Annotated in this window: 19 protein-coding genes; 3 read left to right on the forward strand and 16 right to left on the reverse strand. The window is 65.9% G+C overall.

All coding sequences use genetic code 11. The features are described 5' to 3' along the window. Positions 1-290: 290 nt before the first annotated feature. Genes QK290_RS11660 through QK290_RS11675 form a run of 4 tightly spaced genes read right to left on the reverse strand, consistent with a single transcriptional unit; the run spans position 291 to position 4,122 of the window. Positions 291-590 (reverse strand): hypothetical protein, encoded by a 300-nt coding sequence (locus tag QK290_RS11660; RefSeq protein WP_282330816.1) that lies wholly within the window; start codon positions 588-590, stop codon positions 291-293. Positions 591-641: 51 nt separating this feature from the next. Next, the gene (locus QK290_RS11665; RefSeq protein WP_282330817.1) at positions 642-2,015 is read right to left on the reverse strand and encodes a class I SAM-dependent methyltransferase; all 1,374 of its coding nucleotides are present in this window, start codon (positions 2,013-2,015) and stop codon (positions 642-644) included. After that, positions 2,012-2,743, reverse strand: a complete 732-nt coding sequence (locus QK290_RS11670) for a DUF1365 domain-containing protein (protein WP_282330818.1) — start codon at positions 2,741-2,743, stop codon at positions 2,012-2,014. The genes QK290_RS11665 and QK290_RS11670 overlap by 4 nt, the downstream gene beginning before the upstream one ends. Continuing rightward, positions 2,740-4,122 (reverse strand): FAD-dependent oxidoreductase, encoded by a 1,383-nt coding sequence (locus tag QK290_RS11675; RefSeq protein ID WP_282330819.1) that lies wholly within the window; start codon positions 4,120-4,122, stop codon positions 2,740-2,742. Before QK290_RS11675 ends, QK290_RS11670 begins: the two co-directional genes overlap by 4 nt. 181 nt (positions 4,123-4,303) lie before the next feature. Between QK290_RS11675 and QK290_RS11680 the strand changes: the two genes are divergently transcribed. Continuing rightward, the gene (locus QK290_RS11680; RefSeq protein WP_282330820.1) at positions 4,304-5,221 is read left to right on the forward strand and encodes a LysR family transcriptional regulator; all 918 of its coding nucleotides are present in this window, start codon (positions 4,304-4,306) and stop codon (positions 5,219-5,221) included. 44 nt (positions 5,222-5,265) lie between these two features. Continuing rightward, on the forward strand, positions 5,266-5,772 hold the full coding sequence (locus QK290_RS11685; RefSeq protein WP_282330821.1) for a DUF2004 domain-containing protein: 507 nt from the start codon (positions 5,266-5,268) through the stop codon (positions 5,770-5,772). 71 nt (positions 5,773-5,843) lie between these two features. On the opposite strand, the gene metE is transcribed toward QK290_RS11685, so the two are convergent. From metE to QK290_RS11725, 8 genes are all read right to left on the reverse strand, one after another. Next, positions 5,844-8,177 (reverse strand): 5-methyltetrahydropteroyltriglutamate--homocysteine S-methyltransferase, encoded by a 2,334-nt coding sequence (gene metE, locus QK290_RS11690; protein ID WP_282330822.1) that lies wholly within the window; start codon positions 8,175-8,177, stop codon positions 5,844-5,846. Between the two features lie 56 nt (positions 8,178-8,233). Further along, positions 8,234-9,199, reverse strand: coding sequence for a methylenetetrahydrofolate reductase (locus tag QK290_RS11695; protein WP_282330823.1), 966 nt, complete (start codon positions 9,197-9,199; stop codon positions 8,234-8,236). 374 nt (positions 9,200-9,573) lie between these two features. Next, positions 9,574-10,311: a hypothetical protein gene (locus QK290_RS11700; RefSeq protein WP_282330824.1), complete on the reverse strand. Its 738-nt coding sequence runs from the start codon at positions 10,309-10,311 to the stop codon at positions 9,574-9,576. 95 nt (positions 10,312-10,406) lie between these two features. Further along, complete coding sequence (locus QK290_RS11705) at positions 10,407-11,432, reverse strand: VWA domain-containing protein (protein WP_282330825.1); 1,026 nt, start codon at positions 11,430-11,432, stop codon at positions 10,407-10,409. After that, a complete protein-coding gene (locus QK290_RS11710) occupies positions 11,429-12,472 on the reverse strand; it encodes a VWA domain-containing protein (protein ID WP_282330826.1) in 1,044 nt (347 codons plus the stop codon). The genes QK290_RS11705 and QK290_RS11710 overlap by 4 nt, the downstream gene beginning before the upstream one ends. Then, the gene (locus QK290_RS11715) at positions 12,463-12,933 is read right to left on the reverse strand and encodes a hypothetical protein (RefSeq protein WP_282330827.1); all 471 of its coding nucleotides are present in this window, start codon (positions 12,931-12,933) and stop codon (positions 12,463-12,465) included. The genes QK290_RS11710 and QK290_RS11715 overlap by 10 nt, the downstream gene beginning before the upstream one ends. Then, the gene (locus QK290_RS11720) at positions 12,923-13,807 is read right to left on the reverse strand and encodes a DUF58 domain-containing protein (protein ID WP_282330828.1); all 885 of its coding nucleotides are present in this window, start codon (positions 13,805-13,807) and stop codon (positions 12,923-12,925) included. Before QK290_RS11720 ends, QK290_RS11715 begins: the two co-directional genes overlap by 11 nt. Before the next feature lie 7 nt (positions 13,808-13,814). Further along, entirely contained in the window at positions 13,815-14,822 is a 1,008-nt protein-coding gene (locus tag QK290_RS11725) for a MoxR family ATPase (protein ID WP_282330829.1), read from the reverse strand. Positions 14,823-14,975: 153 nt separating this feature from the next. Between QK290_RS11725 and QK290_RS11730 the strand changes: the two genes are divergently transcribed. Further along, positions 14,976-15,173: a hypothetical protein gene (locus QK290_RS11730; protein WP_282330830.1), complete on the forward strand. Its 198-nt coding sequence runs from the start codon at positions 14,976-14,978 to the stop codon at positions 15,171-15,173. 34 nt (positions 15,174-15,207) lie between these two features. On the opposite strand, the gene QK290_RS11735 is transcribed toward QK290_RS11730, so the two are convergent. The 4 genes from QK290_RS11735 to QK290_RS11750 all read right to left on the reverse strand — a co-directional run bounded on the left by QK290_RS11735 (position 15,208) and on the right by QK290_RS11750 (position 19,682). Continuing rightward, complete coding sequence (locus QK290_RS11735) at positions 15,208-16,092, reverse strand: carbohydrate ABC transporter permease (protein ID WP_282330831.1); 885 nt, start codon at positions 16,090-16,092, stop codon at positions 15,208-15,210. Next, the gene (locus QK290_RS11740; protein ID WP_282330888.1) at positions 16,089-16,934 is read right to left on the reverse strand and encodes a sugar ABC transporter permease; all 846 of its coding nucleotides are present in this window, start codon (positions 16,932-16,934) and stop codon (positions 16,089-16,091) included. The genes QK290_RS11735 and QK290_RS11740 overlap by 4 nt, the downstream gene beginning before the upstream one ends. Before the next feature lie 75 nt (positions 16,935-17,009). Then, complete coding sequence (locus QK290_RS11745) at positions 17,010-18,359, reverse strand: extracellular solute-binding protein (protein WP_282330832.1); 1,350 nt, start codon at positions 18,357-18,359, stop codon at positions 17,010-17,012. 120 nt (positions 18,360-18,479) lie between these two features. Continuing rightward, positions 18,480-19,682, reverse strand: a complete 1,203-nt coding sequence (locus tag QK290_RS11750; protein ID WP_282330833.1) for an ROK family transcriptional regulator — start codon at positions 19,680-19,682, stop codon at positions 18,480-18,482. Positions 19,683-19,842 lie beyond the last annotated feature (160 nt).

Genomic DNA, 19,842 nt, shown 5'->3' on the forward strand with positions numbered 1-19,842 from the left:
GTCACAAACCGGTGCTCCCCGGCCGAAATTGACCCACGGAAGAGTCAGGAGAGCCCATTTTCCGGCGCAATTCGGCAAGCGTCCACCGCAGTGCCCCCATGGGATCGTCGGCGTCAGAAAACAGCTCATCCACGAGAACCTGGCGGGAAACCGGCCCCGATGACCGGACCAGTCTCCCCAATACGGCCCAGCTCTTATGACCTCTGGGCCCGGGAATCGGCTGGCCGTCGCGTTCAAGACCCAATCTGCCGATCAACCGAAGGCGCAGCACAAGCACAATGTAGCAACGCTCAGGCAGCCAGCACCAGAGCGTGTGCCGGATTGAGCTGCGCCAGGAGTTCAGCTTGGGCGGGCGCACCCAACACACGCACCAACACACCGTGAACGATTCCGAACGCCCGCAGCCGGGCTACCTCCGAACCGTCCCAGTCATTGAGCGCGGCCGCCGCGCCCGGTGCCAACGGCCGGACCGCGGATGCCATCATCTCCAGGGTCCGGCGATCCATCTGGGTGCCCTCAGCCACGATACGGTCGGCTGTGAGGGTGATGAGGGTATTCAGTTCTGCTGTGGTATTCCAATTAGTTTCCATAACTGGAGTTTCCAGCGCCGGCGTGTGACCGTGCGTGTGACCACCTGAAAATTAAAGCTGCGCTTCCCGGCGATCCAGGACAATCTGCTGCACGTCCAGGTAGCCGGACTGGAAACCCGCCCGTGAATAGCACAGATAGAACAGCCACATTCGCTGGAACACTGCGTCAAAGCCGAGCCCACCGACTTCCGCAGAGCGCGCGATGAACTGCTCCTCCCAGAGGCGGAGGGTCGCGGCGTAGTGATCTCCCAGGCCCATCCGCTCCCGCACCCGGAGTGTCGTGTGCTGCTGGGTCACGCTTTCGATGGCCCGCACGGACGGCAGGAAGCCGCCGGGGAAGATGTACTTGTGCACCCAGGTGTAGGCGTTGCGCGTGGCCAGCATGCGGCCGTGCGGCATGGTGATGGCCTGGATGGCCACCTTCCCACCTGGGGCCAGCACGCGGTCGATGGTCTGGAAGAAAATGGGCCAGTACTCATAACCAACCGCCTCAATCATCTCCACTGACACAATGGCGTCAAACTCGCCTTCCACGGCCCGGTAGTCCTGCAGCGCCACGGTCACCCGGTCTGCGTAGCCGGCGGCGGCAATGCGTTCCTGCGCCAGCGCCCGCTGTTCACTGGAGAGAGTCACACTGTAGACAGTGGCACCGCGTGCTGCTGCCCGGAGGGCCAATTCACCCCAGCCGGTGCCGATCTCCAGCAGCCGCGTGCCCGATCCGACGCCGGCCTTGTCCAGCAGCCTGTCGATCTTGGCCTGCTGGGCCTCCGCCAAGGCGTCCCACGGGACCGAATCCAGTGCACCGTCGCTCAGCGGGAAAAGCGCCGAGGAGTAACTCATGGTCGTGTCCAGGAAGTTGGAGAAGAGCTCGTTGGACAGGTCGTAGTGCCGCGAGATGTTGCTGCGGGTGTTGTGCTCTTCGTTGCGTTCCTGCCGTGGCGTCCGCGGCAGGTACAGGGTCCGCAGCTTCTGCAGCGGTGCGGGGATCAGCGTGTCCACGGAAGCGGCGAAGACCTCCAGCACTCCGGCGAGGTCTGATGCTTCCCAGTCCCCCGCCATAAACGACTCGCCGAGCCCGATCAGGCCGTTGTCCCCGATCCGCAGATTGAATGCTGCCGGCCTGACCATGGTCATCACCGGCGCGTCCGGGCCGCCGGTGCCCAGCACTGAACCGTCCGGGTAGGCAACGCGCAGAGGCAGCCGTCGTACGGCCGCCTTGAACAGCAGGCCGGCGGCTTTACCCGCCACCAGCGCCTTAGTTCCCGACGGCGCGTGGGCAACACCGGGCCATACGTCAGGATCAATGGTGGCCGGCGACGCCGGTACCCCGCCAGCAGTCTGCCCTGTCACCAGGTGCCGTGCGGCTGACTTCGCGGCGGAAACCTCCGCAGTCGCGGGTGTTCCGTTTTCATCGGTCATGGTCATTGGACTGCCTCCTGTGAGGGGTGATGTGGTTTTTTGATGACTGGCAGGCGTCGTGCCCAGAGTTTCATGCCCTGAATCCGGATCAGCGCCGATACCAGCAGCGGCGCGGCCGGGACTGCAACGGCCGCTGTCAGGATGTTCCTGACGGTGGCCGGGCGCCGGTTCCCGTCCATGGTTGCGGCGAACGGCCGCTGCCCTTCCCGCTCCAGGACGATGGAGACGGACAGCCGCTGCTCCGGCGCGGGCAGCTTCATCCTGTACTGCCCGTCAACGTCATTGAACGGTGAAACGTAGAAGGCCTTGGGCACGCTGGCCCGGCCGGAAGGATCCGTTTCCAGGAGGTAGCAGTGGCGTTCGCCGTAGGTGTTGTGGACCTCGGCGATGACGCATTGCAGCTCGCCGGACATCCGGTAGCACCAGAAAAGGGTGAGCGGGTTGAAGACGTGGCCGAAAACCCGGGCGCTGGTCAGCATCCGGATGGCGCCGCCGTCGGGCTCTATCTCCCGGGACCGCAGGAACCGTTCCACGTTGCTGCGGATGGTGGCCCCGGGATCGCCCAGGTGGTCGGCGGCACGGAAGACAGCCAGCGGCCGCATGATCCGGGGCAGAACGGGGAGCCGGTCCACGTCCACAAACCAGCTGTAGCTCCGGTAGGTGAAAGCATTCTTCAGCGGGCTCTGGCGCACGTGGGAGATGGACGTGCGGTAGATGGCTGCGGTTGAGCTCATGCGCCCTCCGAGGCGGAAAGCAGCTCAGGCTTGTGCGCCTGAATCCTGGGCGTATCCCAAGTGCGCCCCAGACTCTCTGCGGCACGGACACCGGCCAGGGCGCCATCTTCATGGAAGCCCCAGCCCAAGTAGGCGCCGGCGTAGGCGATGCGGTCATCGCTAAGGGCCGCAATACGCTGCTGTGCCCGCAGTGATTCAGGCGTGTACTGGGGGTGTTCGTAGACCATACGCTCCAGGACGCGGTTTTCCGCGATGAGCTCGGACTCCCCCAGGCTCACCAGGTAAGGCTGGCCATCCGACGGGTCGAGGCGCTGCAGCCGGGTGAGGTCGTAGCTGACCAGTACCTTGTCCGGCCGGGCTTTGCAGTCCGGGAGCCGGTAGTTCCAGGACGCCCTGGCATTGTCCGCGGTGGGCAGGACGGCCGCATCCCGGTGGAAAACGGTGTGGTTGACGGAGTACGGCATCTGCCCGAGGGCTTCCTTTTCGGCCAGCGTGGCGTCCGCGAGGAAGCCCAGGGCCTGGTCCGGGTGCGTGGCTATGACCACTGCCTCGAAATCTTCAATTCCCTGTTCGGTGGTCAGTTCCACACCGAGCGCGTGGCGCCGGATGCCGGTGACAGGACTGTTAAGCCGGATATCCGGCAACGTGGCTGCCAGTTTCTCCACGTACTGCCCCGAACCGCCGGTGACCGTCCGCCACTGCGGCGAACCCTTGACCCCCAGCATCCCGTGGTGTCCCAGGAAGGTGAAAAGGTACCGCGCCGGGTAGGACAGCGCTGTAGTGGGATCACATGACCAGACCGCACTGACCACCGGCGTCATGAAATGCGAGATGAAGTACTTGCTGAAGCGTTCCTTTGCCAGGAATTCACCGAGGGTGGGCTCCGCGCCGCCCGCACCAGTGCCGGCGTCGGACGTTGGGGCCGCCTCAATCAGCGCCCGGGCCCTGCGGTAGAAGCGCATGACCTCCAGCAGCATCAGCAGGTAGCGTCCACGCAGGAGACTGGACGGGCGCGCGATGATCCCGCGGCCGCCCCCACGGGCCCCGGCGTACTCCAGACCGCAGCCGTCACAGCGGACGGACATGCTCATTTCCGAATCCTGCGTCTCCACACCCAGCTCCGCGAACAGCCGCAGCAGGGTGGGATAGGTCCGCTCGTTGTGGACGATGAAGCCGGTATCGATGCCGAGCGCTGACCCGTCCGGCTGCGCGACACTGTGCGTGTGGGCGTGACCGCCCAGCCTGCTGTCCGCCTCAAAGAGGGTGACATTGTCGTGGCGGTTCAGGACATACGCGGCCGTCAGGCCCGCCACTCCACTGCCCACAACGGCAATGCGCCGTCCCTGCGGCTTGAAGGTCGAGTTCCCTGCCAAAAACACTGTTCTGCTCCCCTGCTCGGACTTCGTGGTGCACTTGCTCGGTGCAAACTCTCTAGGGGCAGTTCGACGCCGTGGGGCCGGTGGATGACTGAGTTTGAAGTTATTCTTTGTGCCACAATAAAGCGGGCCTTCCAGAACCGGTACCACACGGTGCTCAGGCGGCCCCGACCGAAGGACTGCCTTGGTAAATCCCGTTCATCTGAAGACTCTCCTCGAAGTTACCCGGTTGGGCTCGTTTGCGGCCGCAGCGGCACGCCTGGGGTACACGGCGTCGGCGGTGTCGCAACAGATGTCCGCCCTGGAACGCGAGACGGGTGTGGTCCTGTTCCAGCGTTCGGCCCGCAGCGTGGTCCCCACCGAAGCCGCGGTGGTGATGACCCGGCACGCCGCGAAGGTCCTGACGGACATCGAAGCCCTGATGGCGGCAGCCTCGAAGACACACAGCAGCTCCAGCCAGGAGCTGCGGCTGGGAATCTTTCCCAGCCTGGCCACCTACGTCCTCCCCCGCATCTTGAAGAATCCGGCGTGGAAAGACCTGGGCATCGACCTCAAGGTGTCCGTGGCCGAGCCGGCCCAGACTATCCAGGGACTGCGCACCGGCGGGGAGCTGGATGTGGCGTTGGTCTTCCAGGTGGGCCAGTCGGGGCTCGCCTGGCCGCACACTATCAACCGGCAGTGGATCGGCGACGACAACTTCCGCGTGGTGCTGCCCGCGGCCTGGGGGTTCCGCACGGACGCCAAGGTAGCGGCGGACCATTTGTCCGAACTGCCCTGGATCATGCACCACCCCGGGAGCCCCGATGCCGTGGTGATCGAACGGCTCTTTGCCAGCTGCAACCTGTATCCACGCGTGGTGGCGCACAGCGACGATTTCCATGCCAGCCTCGAAATGGCGGCCGCCGGACTGGGCGCCGCACTGGTGCCCGAGCTCGCATTGCGGCACCGGCCGGCCGGCGTTGTGGTGCTGGACGTTCCAGAGATCCGGCTGGCACGGAACGTGTTTGCCCTGCTCATCAACGAGAAGAAGACCGCCCGGGTGCAGCTGTTTGTGGACCTGATTGCTGAAACGCTGGCTGGCCTGGGGGATGCAGGGAATTAGCCCGAATGCTGGAAAGCGCAGCACTTGGGGTCTATGTTGAAGGTATGAACAGGGTAGCGAGCCAGCACTTTGGAGAAATCGAGCTCAACCACGGCAGGGATCACAACATCGCCGCCAAACATGAGCTGGGTGGCCAGTTACTGGAACTCGACCTGAATATTGACGCACACGACCACTTTGACGAAGCGGCCATGCACAAAGTGGACTACCGGTTGCGGTTCCTTCCCGAACTTGTGGACGAGGTCCGGCAGATGATCGCCGAGGAGCTGGAGCAGGAAGGCACCAGCCCGCAGGAATACCTTCACTTCCACTGCAGCGCGCTGAAGGACGAACACCTGCAGAAAGTCTTTGGCGTTGAAGAGCGCAGCCAGCTCACCAATGATGTGTTCCTCAAGGCCCTCAAGCTTGGCCACGTGGGTATCTTCCCCGGCCAGCCGGAGCGCTACTTTGTCATGGACTTCACCTTGGGCGCCCACTTCACGGACGAGGTGCTGGTGGTAGCCGCTGACGAGGACGGCGTGGTGGACGACGAAATCCTCTGGGAGTCCTAAACACTCTTAACGCACGTCGGCGGCCGGTCACCTTTTGGTGACCGGCCGCCGACGGCGTTAATGCGGTGGTGTTACTTCGCGGATTCCAACAGGCCTGCCCGGACCGTCTTGGTGGCCTTGACCAGGTTACGCAGGGACTCTTCGGTCTCGGCGTAGCCGCGGGTCTTCAGGCCGCAGTCCGGGTTGACCCAGAGCTGGCGGGACGGGACGTGCTTGACGGCGGTCGCCAGGAGTTCGGTGACCTCCGCTTCGCCCGGAACACGCGGCGAGTGGATGTCGTAGACGCCCGGACCAACGCCGCGGCCGAAGCCGTGGGACTCGAGGTCGTGGACAACCTCCATGCGGGACCGTGCCGCCTCGATGGACGTGACGTCTGCGTCGAGGCCATCAATGGCGTCGATGATCACGCCGAACTCCGAGTAGCAGAGGTGGGTGTGGATCTGCGTGGCATCTGTCGCCCCCGCGGTGGCCAGGCGGAAGGAATCCACTGACCACTTCAGGTAGGTGGCGTGGTCGGCCTTGCGCAGCGGCAGGAGTTCGCGCAGCGCGGGCTCGTCCACCTGTATGACCTTGATGCCGGCAGCCTCGAGGTCCTCGATCTCGTCGCGGAGGGCCAGGCCAACCTGGTTGGCGGTCTCGCCGAGGGGCTGGTCATCGCGGACGAAGGACCAGGCCAGGATGGTGACCGGACCCGTGAGCATGCCCTTCATGGGCTTGCTGGTCAGCGACTGGGCGTACTCGGCCCAGGCCACCGTGATGGGGGCGCTGCGGGTGACGTCGCCCCAGAGGATGGACGGGCGGGTGCAGCGTGAGCCGTAGGACTGGACCCAGCCGTGGACCGTGACGTCGAAGCCTTCGAGGTTCTCGGCGAAGTACTGGACCATGTCGTTGCGCTCGGGCTCGCCGTGCACCAGGACGTCGTAGCCGAGCTCTTCCTGCAGCTCAACAACGCGCTTGATCTCGTCCTTCATGAGCTGCTCGTACTGCTCGTTGGTGAGGGCGCCCTTGTTGATGCGGGCTCGTGCCGAGCGGATCTCGGACGTCTGCGGGAAGGAGCCGATGGTGGTGGTGGGCAGCGGCGGAAGGTGCAGGGCCTCTTCCTGGGCAGCTTCGCGGACTGCGTAGGCGGAGCGGCTGAAGTCCGCTGCGGTCAGTGCCTCGGTGCGGGCCCGGACGTCGTCGCGGCGGACGCCTTCGGCGATGGCGCGGGCTGCGATGATGGCGGACGCCTCGTCGATGGCTGCCTGTGCGGAGGCCGGGTCGGCCAGGTAGGACGCGAGCGTCTTGACCTCTACGGCTTTCTGGTCGGCAAACGCGAGCCAGCTGCGCAGCTCTTCGGAGAGCTGGCCTTCTTCGGTGACGTCGTGCGGGACGTGCTGGGTGGATGTGGAGGTGCTGACGGCGATCCGGCCTGCGGCAGCCTTCAGTTCATCCAGCTTGGCGGCGGCGACTGCGAGGTCGTTGCGCCAGATGTTGTGGCCGTCAACGACGCCGGCAACCAGGGTCTTGTTGCCAAGGCCGGCCAGCGCAGCTGCGGACGGGACTGCACCCTTGAAGGCGTCAATGTGCAGGGCGTCGATGTTCGTGGCGGCAAGTGTTCCCAGCTGTCCGTCGAGGGCACCGTACGGGGTGGAGACGAGGATCTGGGGGCGCTTGGCTGCCGCGGAGAGAACTTCGTAGGTGCGGGCAACGGCTGCTTCGATTTCTGCGGCCGGGGTGTCCTGGTCAACCACCAGTGCGGGCTCGTCCAGCTGGATCCAGCTGGCGCCTGCGGCGGCGAGCTTCTCGAGCAGCTGTACGTAAACCGGCAGGACGTCTTCGAGGCGGGACAGCGGGGCGAAGCCTGCGGGGGCCTCATCGGATGCCTTGGAGAGCAGCAGGTAAGTGACCGGGCCGACGATGTACGGGCGGGTCTCGATGCCGTTGGTCAGGGCGAACTCGAATTCCTCAACGATGCGGTTGGAGGCGAGGGTGAACTCGGTCTCCGGGCCGATCTCCGGAACGAGGTAGTGGTAGTTCGTGTCGAACCACTTGGTCATTTCCAGCGGCTGCTGGTCCTTGGTGCCACGGGCCAGGGTGAAGTAGCCGTCGATGTCGAGCTGGCCTTCGGCGTTGAGGAGCTTGCCGAAGCGGGCCGGGACAGCGCCGAGGTGGGCGGTGGCGTCCAGAACCTGGTCGTAGTAAGAGAAGGTGCCCGGAACGGCGGCGGCTTCGGTGAGGCCCAGTTCCTGCAGGCGCTTGGCGATGGTCAGCTGGATGCCCTTGGCGGCGGCGTCCAGTGCAGCGGCGTCGATCTTGCCGGCCCAGTAGGCTTCGATGGCCTTCTTGAGCTCGCGACGGCGGCCGATGCGCGGGTAGCCGAGGAGTGACGCGGCCGGGAACGGGGTGGTGTTCTGTTCAGTCATGGGAGATTCCTTGAGTGTTAGTGGAAACTGTGAATGGTGTAGCGGATGTTGGAAGATCAGCTGGCGAGCTGGCCCCGGAGGATGGCGCTGCGGCGGCCAACCGAACGGGTCTGGCGCGGAAGCGCCAGCTTGTCCAGCACCTCCAGCGCGCTCTGGTGTTCGTTGAAGGTATAGATGTGGATGCCCGGTGCTCCGGCTTCGAGGGCCGCGTTGGCCAGGTCCACTGTGGCCCGGACACCGATCCGGAGGCGTTCGGAATCAGTGTCCGCGGCGGCGAGTCGGGCCAGGAGTTCCGGGGCCGGCTCCACGCCTGTCAGTTCCCCGAGCCGTGTGACCCGGCGCAGGCTGGTGAGCGGCATAACGCCCGGGATGATGGGGATGGTGACCCCGGCCCGGCGTGCTCGGCTGATGAGGTTCGCGTACTGCTCGGTGTGGAAGAAGACCTGGGTGATGGCAAAGTCGGCGCCGGAGCGCTGCTTGGCGAGCAACACCTCGACGTCGTGGGCTTCACTGGGTGATTCCGGGTGCCGGGTGGGGTAGGCGGCGACGCCCACGGCGATCTTGCCTGCACACAGAAGGGCCGACCGCCGCTGTTCAACCCGCCGGATGAGTTCGATCAAGTCCTGCGCATACCGCAGTGACCCTGCGGCAAGCGGCGCACCGCCCTTGGGCTGGTCGCCCCGGAGGGCCAGGATGCCCCGGACCCCGGTGTCCAGGAGGTCGCCGATGATCTCTGCCAGTTCCTCCGGCGTGTTGCCAACGCAGGTGAGGTGGGCCAGCGGTCGGAGCGTGGTTTCCAGCAGGAGCCGGTTGATGAGTTCGACGGCGGTGTCCCGGTTCGAGCCACTGGCACCGTACGTGACGGAGACGTAGTCCGGTTCGGTGGTTTCCAGTTCCCGGATGGTGGTCCAGAGTGACTCGGCCGCAGCCGGTGAGCGGGGCGGGAAGAGCTCGTACGAGAGCGCCACGGGGGCGGTCTCGGAGAGATTCGGATGCGTTTCGATAGGGCTTGGCGGTGACATTTGCGTCCTTGGCTTTGGGCCATTGCCGGATACCGATCAGCAAATGTGACGGTGGTGCCGGGAATGAATTTGAGTTTGGGAACACGGAAAACTCCACAGGGACGCAGCCGCGACTGTTACGCCTGTCATGAAGCTGTCCGTGAGCAAATGTCAGGCCCACATGGGGGCACCCACACCCTCCACACTCGGAGGATCGCTGACACGTTACCTCGGTAACTTGTTTAGAAGTCTAGGAGCCGGCGGGGCACCCTTCAAGTCGGCTACCGAATTAAGACGCAGTTTTACGGCGCGGTTCGTCCTGGTGCAGAATTTTGTTCGCCGTTTTCGTCAAAGAATTCAAGGGGGCATACTGCGGGCCCGCCTGCTTTGGCCTGTTACCAGGGCCGGTCGACGCCCGGTCCGAAGTCATCGTCCCGGAGGTACTCGTCCCGCTCCCGCCCGGAATTCCGCTTGCTTTGGGCTTCTCTTGCACTGTCCGTGAGCTGCTCAAGCTGGCTCTGCTGGTCCGGATCTGCGTGAACCTCGTCCTGCCCAGGCTGTTCCGACGGTTGCGGACTGGCCGTGTCCGTCGCCGCTGCATCGGCCTTTTGCTGCAGCCGTTCCGCCGCCTGTCCCAGCTTCTCCCCTGCGCCGTTCTCCTCGCCGGCCTCGCCGGCGGTTTCGAAGCAACCCTCCGGCGCAGCCTTGACTACGGCAACACCTTCGGCGAAGAGCCGGGCCGCCGCCGTCGGATCTTCTGCTGTGGCCTGGGCGTCCCCAAGGCGTTCGATGGTGAGCGCCAGGTTGACCCGGACGACGCACTCGTCGGCCGTGCCCGCCAGGGAGAGTGCCTCCTCGAAGCGTTGGCGGGCGGCAGCGAAGTCGCCCGCAAGGAACAGCCCGTCACCCTCGGCGAACGGCGCCTTCTGCGGTTCGACGAAGTTGGCCATCCGCAGTCCGGCCGCAGCATCCGCCACGCCGCCGGAGTCCCCGGCCGCGAAGGACCGGGCAGCAGTGTCGGCGAGAATGCCCACGCTGAGCAACTTGGCGGCCAGGCAGAGGATCAGGAGTGCGGGCAGCGCAGACCACCACAACAGCCGACGGCGGCGCTCCCGCCGGTCCCGTGAGTTCACCGGGGCTGCCCGTCTGGGCGATGCGGGCTCGCGTGCGAGCGATGTCGGTAAGGGAGGTACGGGTGTGGGCGCTGGAGGTGTGGGCGCTGGACGCATCATGTGCGGACTCCCTGTTCCGGCCGGAGCTGCCGCCACTGGCGCAGCAGCAGAAAACTCTCTCGGAGGGCCAGCAGGAACGCGCACGCGGCCAGAAGCCAATACAGCTCAGTCCGGCTGGCAACGTCACTATCCGCCGCTGACCGTTCGAGGTCCCCGGGATCAGCGGCCTGCATCATCGGCGCCACCGGATCTCCGGCCGAACGGTGGACGTAAGGAACCCCCAGCTGACCGGCAATCCCCTGCAGCCGTGCCTCCTCGATGACCGACAACGCATCCCTGCCCATTCCGGACGACCGGTCCTGGATGTAGCCGGCAGCCACGTCCTGCCCCGGTCCCTGCCCCGTGTTTTCCTTCATCCGGCCACCACCCGCCGTGCCATAGCCGAGTACCGCACCGCCGTCCACCAGGCCACCGCCGACCCGAAGAGGTTCCGCTGCTTTGGCGCTGGTCTGTTCGCCGTCTCCCAGGTAGTAGACCACGCGTGGCCGTTCGGGATGGCTGTCCCGCGCGGCGCGCAGCCGTTCCGCCAGCAAGGTTCCGGCAGCCGTGATGCTGCTGCCTTTGGAGAATGCGGTGACCTGGGGCTCCAGGACGGAGACGATCGTGTCCAGGGTGGTGGTGTCGGTGGTCAGGGGCATCCGGACCACGGCGTTGCTGTCGAACGTCAGGAGCGAAAAGCGGGCTCCGGCCAGTTCACTCGCGATGGCCATGATGTCCTGCCGCACCCCCTCCAGCCGGGGTGAATGGTCGCCGTAGTCTTCGGCCGCGATGCTGCTGCTGGTGTCCACCACAAAGAAGACGCTGACGTCCGCCGTCGCGGCTTGGGAACTTCCACCGGGAACACCCGGCCGGAGCGCCGCCGAAAGGAGCAGCAGCACCAGAGCGCCCCTGAACAGCCAGTCGCGGCGTACACCGGAAGAGTGCGCCCGCGAAGCCTGGACCAGTCGCCAGACCAGAAACAGCACGGTCGCGGCGATGAGCGGGGCCATAACCCACCAGGGCAGGATCGGTTGCAGTGTCATGGCCGCAACCGCCACGATGCGCCGGCCAGCACCAGGCCGGACAGGACCGCCAGAGTCAGCGGCAACTCGGGCCGGTCCGAGACAACTGCCTGGGGTGCACCCTTCATGGCAGTGGCTTCGCTTTCCTGAACGGACCTGACGATGTCCGCCACAGCTTCCGGGCTGTCCAGCCGGTAGTACTTCCCACCGCTGGCTTCGGCCGCTGTGCGCAGCCTGGCTCCGGGCTGGCCGGCGCCGGGTCCATAGTCGAAGTCGCCGGGGTTCAGCGCGTACACCGTCACTTCACGCCCCTTGGCCAGGGCGGCCGCCTGTTCGAGGGTGAAGATGGGATCGCCGGACAGGTAGTTGTCCGTTGCCATGACAATGGACCGCGAGCGCCGCTGACCGGTGTCTGCGTTGCCGGTGTGACTCGTGCCGGCCTCCGCGCTGCGGGCATCCGTGGCGGCCGTGTCCGGGAATCCGTTGACACAGGACGCCAGGCCGTCGCCGATCAGCGACGATCCGCGGCCGTTCCAGGTGCCGTCCAGGAATCCGGCGCTGCCGGAGTTACCCTCGAAGGCGTCCTTGGCCAGCGTGAGCTGCTCCTGGACATACGCGTAGTCGTCGGTCAGTGGGAAGACCTGGACGGCGCTGCTGTCGAAGACCGTGAGGCCGATCCGTTCACCGTCGAACTCTTTCGCCAGTTGGGCAAACACCTGCACCACAGCCGAGTCGGCGCTGCTCATCGAACCCGACGTGTCCAGGCAGAGCATGATGTCCCGGTTGTGCTGCTCCGGCGCGATGGTGGTCAGCTCCACCGGGCGCGCCGCTGCGGCCACGGCCGAGACCAGCAGGGTTACAGCCGCGAGCGCGGACACCGCCAGCCAGCGGCGGTGCCGGCGGAGGGCGGCCTGGTATTCGGGCAGGGCGGTGAGGCGGTCCGCATTGGCCACCGGCCGCCGTCGTGCGTTGGCGTGGCGGTCCGGGCGGAAGGCGCGCCATCCTGCCAGGGCCGCGATGACCAGCGCCGGAGCGATCAGCCACCAGAACATCAGTTCCATTGCCGCACCGTCTGGCGGGCAGTCGCGGCCGATTGCGTGACCGGCGGCAGCGGTTCCAGGCCGAACTCGCCCGGGTAGATCGTGCGGACGGCCTCGGCCACTGGGGGCAGCGGGTGCCCGTGCAGCTCCGCCAGGGTCATCCTGGGGGCGTCGATGCCGGTGACGTCGCGGGCGAACCGGCGGACCAGCAGGCTCAGTTCCTGGTGCGACTCCCGTGCGGTCAGCAGCCCGGCGTCGGCGTCGGCTGTTACGGCATCGATCCTCTGCAGGTAGGCCTCCTTGAGGCGGGCAAGGTCCGACGGCGGCGTGAACCGGGATGCCTGCTGCGGCGCCGCCGGTTGACGCGTACTCAGGAAAACGAACGCGTACCATCCCAGGACCGCTGCCAGGAGGGCGACGCCGGCCCACAGCCATGCCTGGCTGTACTGGAGGGGTCCGTAGATGCCCGGTTCAGCCTGCACGCCGGTGCCTTTCCAGGAGGGCGAAGAGTTCCGTCATGACCGCGCTGCTTCCGGCCACGTGGCCCTGCGTGATGCCCGCGCGGCGGAGCATGGCGTGCCGGGCGGCGTCCCGCTCCCCTGCTGCCTTGACATAGGCCGCCGCGATAGCCGGGGATGCTGCCAGATGTGCTGGCAGCATCGACGAGTCTGGCACGCTGAACGCGTCCTGGCCGGTAAGGCCTTCCCCGGCCAGGACGGCGTCCCGGATGGTGAGCCAAAGGACCTCATGCTGGGCACGGAGCCGGCGGAGCAGCTGTTCGGTGCCGGGGCCGGCGGCATGTTCGTCGGACACCACGAACAGCAGGAACCGGCCCTTGACGTTGCGGGCCACGTATTCCAGCTGGTCCTCGATCCTGCTCGGGCCTGAGTCCAGGGAGGTGGATGCGTCAACCTCGCGCAGGAGCCGTTCCAGATGCGGCTCACCGGCTTTCGCCGGGATGGAACGGGTCCCGTTGCGATCGCCGCAGACCAGGCCCACCACGTCGCCGTGCCGGTGCGCCAGGTAACCCACCACACCGAATGCCATCACGGCGATGTCATTCTTGGTTTCGCCGTCGCGGGACTCGGCAGCCATGCCCCGTCCTGTATCGGCAATCAGCAGGACGGTCTGGCGCCGTACGGCGACATACCGTTTGGTGAGCGGCGATCCGAACCGGGCGGAAGCCTTCCAGTCGATGTCGCGGACATCGTCCCCGGGGATATAGGCGCGCAGGTCATCAAAGTCGAGGCTGCGGCCGCGGAAGACGGAACCGTATTCGCCGTCGAGCATGCCGCGGGCTTTCCGGTGGGCGAAGATGGCCATCTTCGACTTCACGCGCTGCAGGAGGCTGGTCACCACAGCCTCAGGGAGTCTGGACGGAGGCTACGACCGCATCGATGATCGTCTCCACCGGCACCTGCTCCGCAACGGCGTCGAATCCCAGGATGAGGCGGTGCCGCAGCACACGGTGGGCGAGGGACTTCACGTCCTCCGGGATCACATGGTCCCTGCCGCTGAGCAGTGCCACTGCCCGGGCGGCCTGGCTGAAGGCAATGCTGGCGCGCGGGCTGGCACCGAATTCGATGAAGCCGGCGAGGCGCTGGTCGATGTACTGCCCGGCGTTCCGGGTGACGAACACCAGGCCCACGATGTAGTTGATGATGGCCGGGTCGATGTAGATCCGCTTCACCAACTCCTGCACGCCGATGACGGCGTCCAGCGAGGCCGCGGCCGCCGGCTTCTGCTCGGCGCTGAAGACCCCGGCGTCGATCCGGCGGATGATTTCCGTCTCCTCGGCCGGCGTGGGGTAGTCCAGCACGTCCTTGAGCATAAAGCGGTCCATCTGCGCCTCCGGCAGCTGGTACGTGCCTTCCTGCTCGATCGGGTTCTGGGTGGCCAGCACCATAAACGGGGACGGCAGCCGGTATTCCTCTCCCCCGATGGAGGTCTGCCGCTCCTGCATGGCTTCCAGCATGGCACTTTGGGTCTTGGCGCTGGACCGGTTGATCTCATCGAGCAGGACGATGTTGGCGTGCACCGGCCCCAGCTGGGTGATGAAGGTGCCCTTGGCGGCGTCGTAGATCTGCGTGCCCACGATGTCGCTGGGCAGCAGGTCCGGCGTGCACTGGATCCTGCGGAATTCTGCACTCACTGCTTCGGCCACAGTCTGGGCGGCGGTGGTCTTCGCCAGGCCCGGAACGCTTTCCAGCAGGATGTGCCCGCCGGTCATCAGGCCCACCAGCAGGGATTCACGCAGCCGTGCCTGGCCCACCACTTTGGCCTCGAAGCTGCGGGAAATGTTCGCCACCACCTGCTGTGCACGCGCCAGTTCCGCCGGTTCGAGTCGTGCGGGCGCACTGGTCTGAAGCAATGGATTTCCCCCTGATGGCTGGTGGTGGACGGTTGGTAGGCCGCGTGCTGCCGGGCGGCTGCACTCCGCCCGCCATCCTATCCAAGCCACCTGCAGGTCAGGCCGCAATGGGGACCCCTCCCCATCGCGGGTCTGCAGGTCTATTCTGGTGGAATGAGCCAGCTACCAGCCAGTTATCAGGAGTATCTCGCAGGAAAAAGCGAGAGTTTCATCAACACCGTTCGGCCCATCCTGATGCAGTCGGCGGCGGATCAGGCCCACGGTGTGCGGGTGCTCAACCTGCCTCACGGCCACCAGGCCCACCTCGATGACAGCATCCCCTTCGGAGTGGTGGTCGAGGACATCGACTGACGGCTCGGCCCGCATCGCCAGCCCCGGGCCGCGCTCAGCCCTTCACTGCACCCGAGAGCGCGAAGGAACTGCCCGCGCCCCTGGCCACAATGACGTACAGGGCCAGCACCGGGACTGAATACAGGATGGAGAAGGCGGCTAGCTGGCCGTACGCCACTGCGCCGTGCTGTCCGAAGAAGCTGAAGATCGACACCGCCGCGGGCTGACGGGCTTCGGACAGGAGCAGGACGAATGGGACGAAGAAGTTCCCCCAGGCCTGGATGAACACAAAAATGAACACCACGCCCAGCCCCTGCCGCATCAGGGGCAGGACGATGGTCCGCAGCGCCGTTAATCCTGACGCACCGTCCACCCAGGCCGCTTCCTCCAACGACACCGGGACGGCGTCCATAAAGTTCTTCGTCATCCAGATGGCCATGGGCAACGTGGTAGTGGCCATAAAAAAGATCGTGGCGGGCATCGAATCCAGCAGTTGAAGCTGCACAAACAACCCGTACACCGGCACCATGATGGCCGTGATGGGAAGGCAGGTTCCAAACAGGACGGTGTACATAAACGGCTTGTTGAACCTGGACTGGTAGCGGGACAGCGGGTAGGCCGCCAGGACTGCTGCCACGAGGTTCACGGCGGCCGTGCCGGCGGACAGCACCATGCTGTTCCAAAGCGGCTGGAACAGCAGCCCCGGTGTCATGATGGCGGCAAAGTTATCCAGGGAGACCCGACCCGGGAGCCTTGCCTCGTGTCCGGCGGAGGCATCAAGGGACGCAAACACCAGCCAGAGCAGCGGCAGGACAAAGCAGGCGCCGATCAGGACCAGGGACACGTCCGCTGGCAGCCGGGCACGCCGCCGGGCACGGGAAACCGCGCCCGTCCCGGACCGCAGCTGCCCCCGCGCGGAGGTCCCCGCCGTCGTCGTCATGGTTTGCTCTCCCGCAGGAGCCGGACGTAGGCGGCACCGAACACCACGCCAATAAGGATCAGCACCGACGCCACCGCCGTGCCGTAGCCGATGTCGCCGAACTTGAAGGCCTCCAGGTACGCCAGCACCGGCAGCGTAGTGCTGGCGTTGGCGGGACCGCCCGCTGTCATCACCCAGATGAGGGTGAACACCGCCAGCGTCTGCAGGGTGATAAGCATCAGGTTGGTGACGATGCTGCCGCGGATCATGGGGATGCTGATGAAGGCCAGCCGCTGCCAGCCACCGGCACCGTCCATCAGCGCGGCCTCCGTGACCTCGCCGGGAATGTCATTGAGCGCGGCGCGGTAGACGAGCATGGAGAACGCCGTGCCCCGCCAGATGTTGGCAAGCAGGATGGCGACCATCGGGAACGAATACAGCCAGTCGGTCTGCCCGAGCCCCAATCCGCCGAGCAGCTGGTTCAGGGTCCCGTCCCGGCTGAAATAGGCGTAAGCGGCGAAGGCGGCCACGATCTCGGGAAGCACCCACGCAGCCACCACCGCAGTACCGACGACGGCGGCCACCGTTCGGCGGGCCCGCCGCATCAGCACCGCGAGGGTGAGCCCCAGCAGGTTCTGGCCCAGGATAGCCGAGCCGCCCACGAACAGGACCGTCAAGCCGAGCGAGAGCGGCAGCATCGGATCGGACAGGAGCCTCGCGTAATTGTCGAACCCGATCCAGCCTGGATTGCGGGCGTTGCGGCCGGTCAGGGCAGCGTTGGTGAATGACGCGTGGAAGGCCCACAGCACGGGACCGGCCAAAAACACAAGCAGCAGGAGGACGGCCGGGAGAACCGGGAGCAGCCGTGTCCGGCGCCGGCGTCCGGGGCGACGCCGCCGGTGGCCGGTCTGGTGACGCGCTGGGGAAACCGCCACAGGCTACTTGGTGACGGTCTTGGCCTCACCCACAATGCCTTTCACCGCCGTGTCATAGTCGGCGGCAGCCTGCTCCGGGGATTTCGCCCCGGTGATCACGGCTTCAGAGGCCTCCTGGACGGCCGCGGAGATCCGGGGGTAGTCGGCGGTTGCGGGACGGTAGTGCGTAACGGCCACAAGCTCGGACACGTCCTTCACAAACGGGTTGGCCGCCTGGTAGCCGGTGTCGGCGGCGACGTCCTTCCGCACGGCGATCTGGGAGCTGGCGATGTTGAAGGCCAGGGAGTTCTTCTGGTTCAGGGCCGTGGCGAGGAACTCAAACGCGAGGTCGGGGTTTTTGGTCTCCGCCCCTACCGCCAGGGTCCAGCCGCCGGACATACTGACGCCGCCGGGTGCCTGGCCGTTCTGGGTGGGGAACGCTGCGACGCCCATGTCCTGCCCGTACCCGGCCCATTCGTAGCTGCCGCCCTTCTGCCAGAACGACGGCGCATAGGAACCCTCCACAGTGGCGCCCATCTTGCCCTGCGGCAGCCATTCGCCGAAAATCTTCTTCCACACATTCGCGTCGAGGGCCTCCGCCGGGGAGACGGCCAGTTTTTCGTCGTAGAGGGTCTTAAGGAACGCCAACGAGTCGGTGAACCCCGGGGCACCGACTACCCACTTCTTGGCGTCGGCATCGTAGAGTTCGGATTCCGTTCCGTAGAGCAGTTCGTAGAAGCTCTGCATTACGGTGCCTTCGCCGGTGGCCGTGCCGGCGTACATGTTGAACGGCACCACGGAGGCGTCGCTGGCCTTGATTTTGCGGGCAGTGTCCAAAATGTCCTGCCAGGTGCGGGGCTCCCACGGGACGCTGACCCCCGCGGCGGCGAGCACCTTTTTGTTGTACCAGATACCGCGGGTGTCGGTGCCCAGCGGGACCGCGTACGTACCGCCGTCGTCCCCCAGGCCGGCGGCCTTGGCGCCAGCATCGAAGGTATCCCAGTCCTCCCACCCCTCAAGGTGACTGTCCAGCTTCAGGAGGTACCCGGCGTCGACGTCGGAACGCACCTTGAAGGTGTCCTCATAGAAGACGTCCGGGGCAGTGGAGGGCGAACGGAGGGCGAGGGCAAGCTTGGTGCCGTAGTCGTCGTCGTTCGCCTGGATGGGCTCCAGGGCAACCGTGACGCCATGGTTGGCGGCCTCAAACTCCTGCTTGGCCGACTGGAAGAGCGTGTCCAGGGCAGTGAAGGAATCGGTCTTTTGATAGACCACCTTCAGTGTTTTGGTCTCCGCTTCGGGGGCAGCGGGGGAACATGCGGTCAACACCAAGCCCGCTGCAGCGATGAGTGAGGTGAAGTTGAGGGCCCGGCGCATTAGTGCTCCATTCAGTCAATGGCTGCCGTCCCCTGTACCTGCGGGCCCCAGCCGCGGCGATATCCACATGCTAGATGGGGCTCCTGCCACTGGCAAGGAGACCCCGGTCAGACGTCCGGTTCAGACTTCCAGGAGAAGCCGCTGGGCCCGGGGCGCCAGCGTATGCTCCAGGACCAGACAGGCTGCTCCAATGGCGCCCACGTCCTCACCGACACCCGTCCCGACTACCTCGATGGTGTGGATCAGGCGGGCCGCGCTGTTGGCGTCAACCAGTGCCGGGATCTTGGCCAGGTAACGGTCAGCGATCCGGCTCCAGAACGGCCCGCCGAACACCACCCGTTCCACATCCAGGGTGTTGGTGACCACGGAGACGGCCCGGGCCACCAACACGGCTGAGGTGTCGATGATCGCCAGGGCCTTGGGGTCGCCGGCATCGGCGAGGTCGCACAGCTGAGCAAAGCTCTGCTGCACTTCGGCGCCGCTGGCGTCCTTTCCTGAGCCGTCCAGAATACCGGCGGCAACGGCCTCGGCGACGAGCACCTGCGGGATGGCCGAGGACTTTACACAGCCGCGGAGGCCGCAGTCGCAGAGCGGGCCATCGGGATCCACCACAATGTGGCCGATCTCGCCCGCATTCCCCGAGGTTCCGCGGACAACTTCATCGTTGAGGACGATGCCGCAGCCGATCCCGGTTCCCATATACATAAAGATGAAGCTGCCCGAGCCGCTGGGCCCGCCGGCCCATGTTTCGGCGACGGCGGCGCTGGTGACGTCCTTATCCACGAGGACGGAATAGCCCGTGGCCTTGGCCAGCGCGTCCCGGAGTCCCACACGGTCCCAGCCCGGCAGCAGCGGCGGATCCACCACGGTGCCATTGTCCAGGTCGATGGGTCCCGGCGCGGCCAGGCCCAGGCCGGCGATCCTGCTGGTGTCCACGCCGGACTCGGTGACCAGCTGTTCGATCTCGGTGGCCATGGTGGACATGACGGCGGCGGGATCATTCCCGCCGGGTGTTTTGATCCGTGAATGCTGCACAACGGCGCCCACGAGATCGAGGACCACGAACGTGGTGACGGCGGGGTCCAGGTGGACGCCGATGGCGTACATGCCGCCGGGGTTGAGGCGTAGCATGGTGCGCGGTTTGCCAGGGCCGCTGCCTTCTTTGCCGGCTTCGACGATCAGGTGCTGGTCCAGCAGGCGGCGGGAAATGTTGGAGATAGTCTGCGGCGAGAGGCCCACAATCTGGGCGAGCTCCACGCGGCTCAGACCCCCGGAAGACCGGCGGATGGCATCGAGGATGACCGTGAGGTTAAAGTCCCCCATGCGCGGAAGATTAGTCCCGCGCCGTGGCGCCGAGGACTGGCGGATTTCTGGCACGGTCTCCCCTAGGTTTTCGGCCGCGTATTCATGATGATGTCTGAATGGTACGTTACCTCCTGATCAACGCCCAGAGCCGGAGGTTGGGCCGCGCCGCGGCCGGGGG

This window comes from Pseudarthrobacter sp. AL07 (genome assembly GCF_029960665.1).
Classification (GTDB): Bacteria; Actinomycetota; Actinomycetes; order Actinomycetales; family Micrococcaceae; genus Arthrobacter.

Coding starts and splice junctions, on each gene's coding strand:
- QK290_RS11735 (WP_282330831.1), bottom strand. CDS start 16,092: ATGACGACGACGGCGGGGACCTCCGCGCGGGGGCAGCTGCGGTCCGGG.
- QK290_RS11745 (WP_282330832.1), bottom strand. CDS start 18,359: ATGCGCCGGGCCCTCAACTTCACCTCACTCATCGCTGCAGCGGGCTTG.
- QK290_RS11665 (WP_282330817.1), bottom strand. CDS start 2,015: ATGACCATGACCGATGAAAACGGAACACCCGCGACTGCGGAGGTTTCC.
- QK290_RS11750 (WP_282330833.1), bottom strand. CDS start 19,682: ATGGGGGACTTTAACCTCACGGTCATCCTCGATGCCATCCGCCGGTCT.
- metE (WP_282330822.1), bottom strand. CDS start 8,177: ATGACTGAACAGAACACCACCCCGTTCCCGGCCGCGTCACTCCTCGGC.
- QK290_RS11695 (WP_282330823.1), bottom strand. CDS start 9,199: ATGTCACCGCCAAGCCCTATCGAAACGCATCCGAATCTCTCCGAGACC.
- QK290_RS11670 (WP_282330818.1), bottom strand. CDS start 2,743: ATGAGCTCAACCGCAGCCATCTACCGCACGTCCATCTCCCACGTGCGC.
- QK290_RS11685 (WP_282330821.1), top strand. CDS start 5,266: ATGAACAGGGTAGCGAGCCAGCACTTTGGAGAAATCGAGCTCAACCAC.
- QK290_RS11730 (WP_282330830.1), top strand. CDS start 14,976: ATGAGCCAGCTACCAGCCAGTTATCAGGAGTATCTCGCAGGAAAAAGC.
- QK290_RS11660 (WP_282330816.1), bottom strand. CDS start 590: ATGGAAACTAATTGGAATACCACAGCAGAACTGAATACCCTCATCACC.
- QK290_RS11705 (WP_282330825.1), bottom strand. CDS start 11,432: ATGACACTGCAACCGATCCTGCCCTGGTGGGTTATGGCCCCGCTCATC.
- QK290_RS11710 (WP_282330826.1), bottom strand. CDS start 12,472: ATGGAACTGATGTTCTGGTGGCTGATCGCTCCGGCGCTGGTCATCGCG.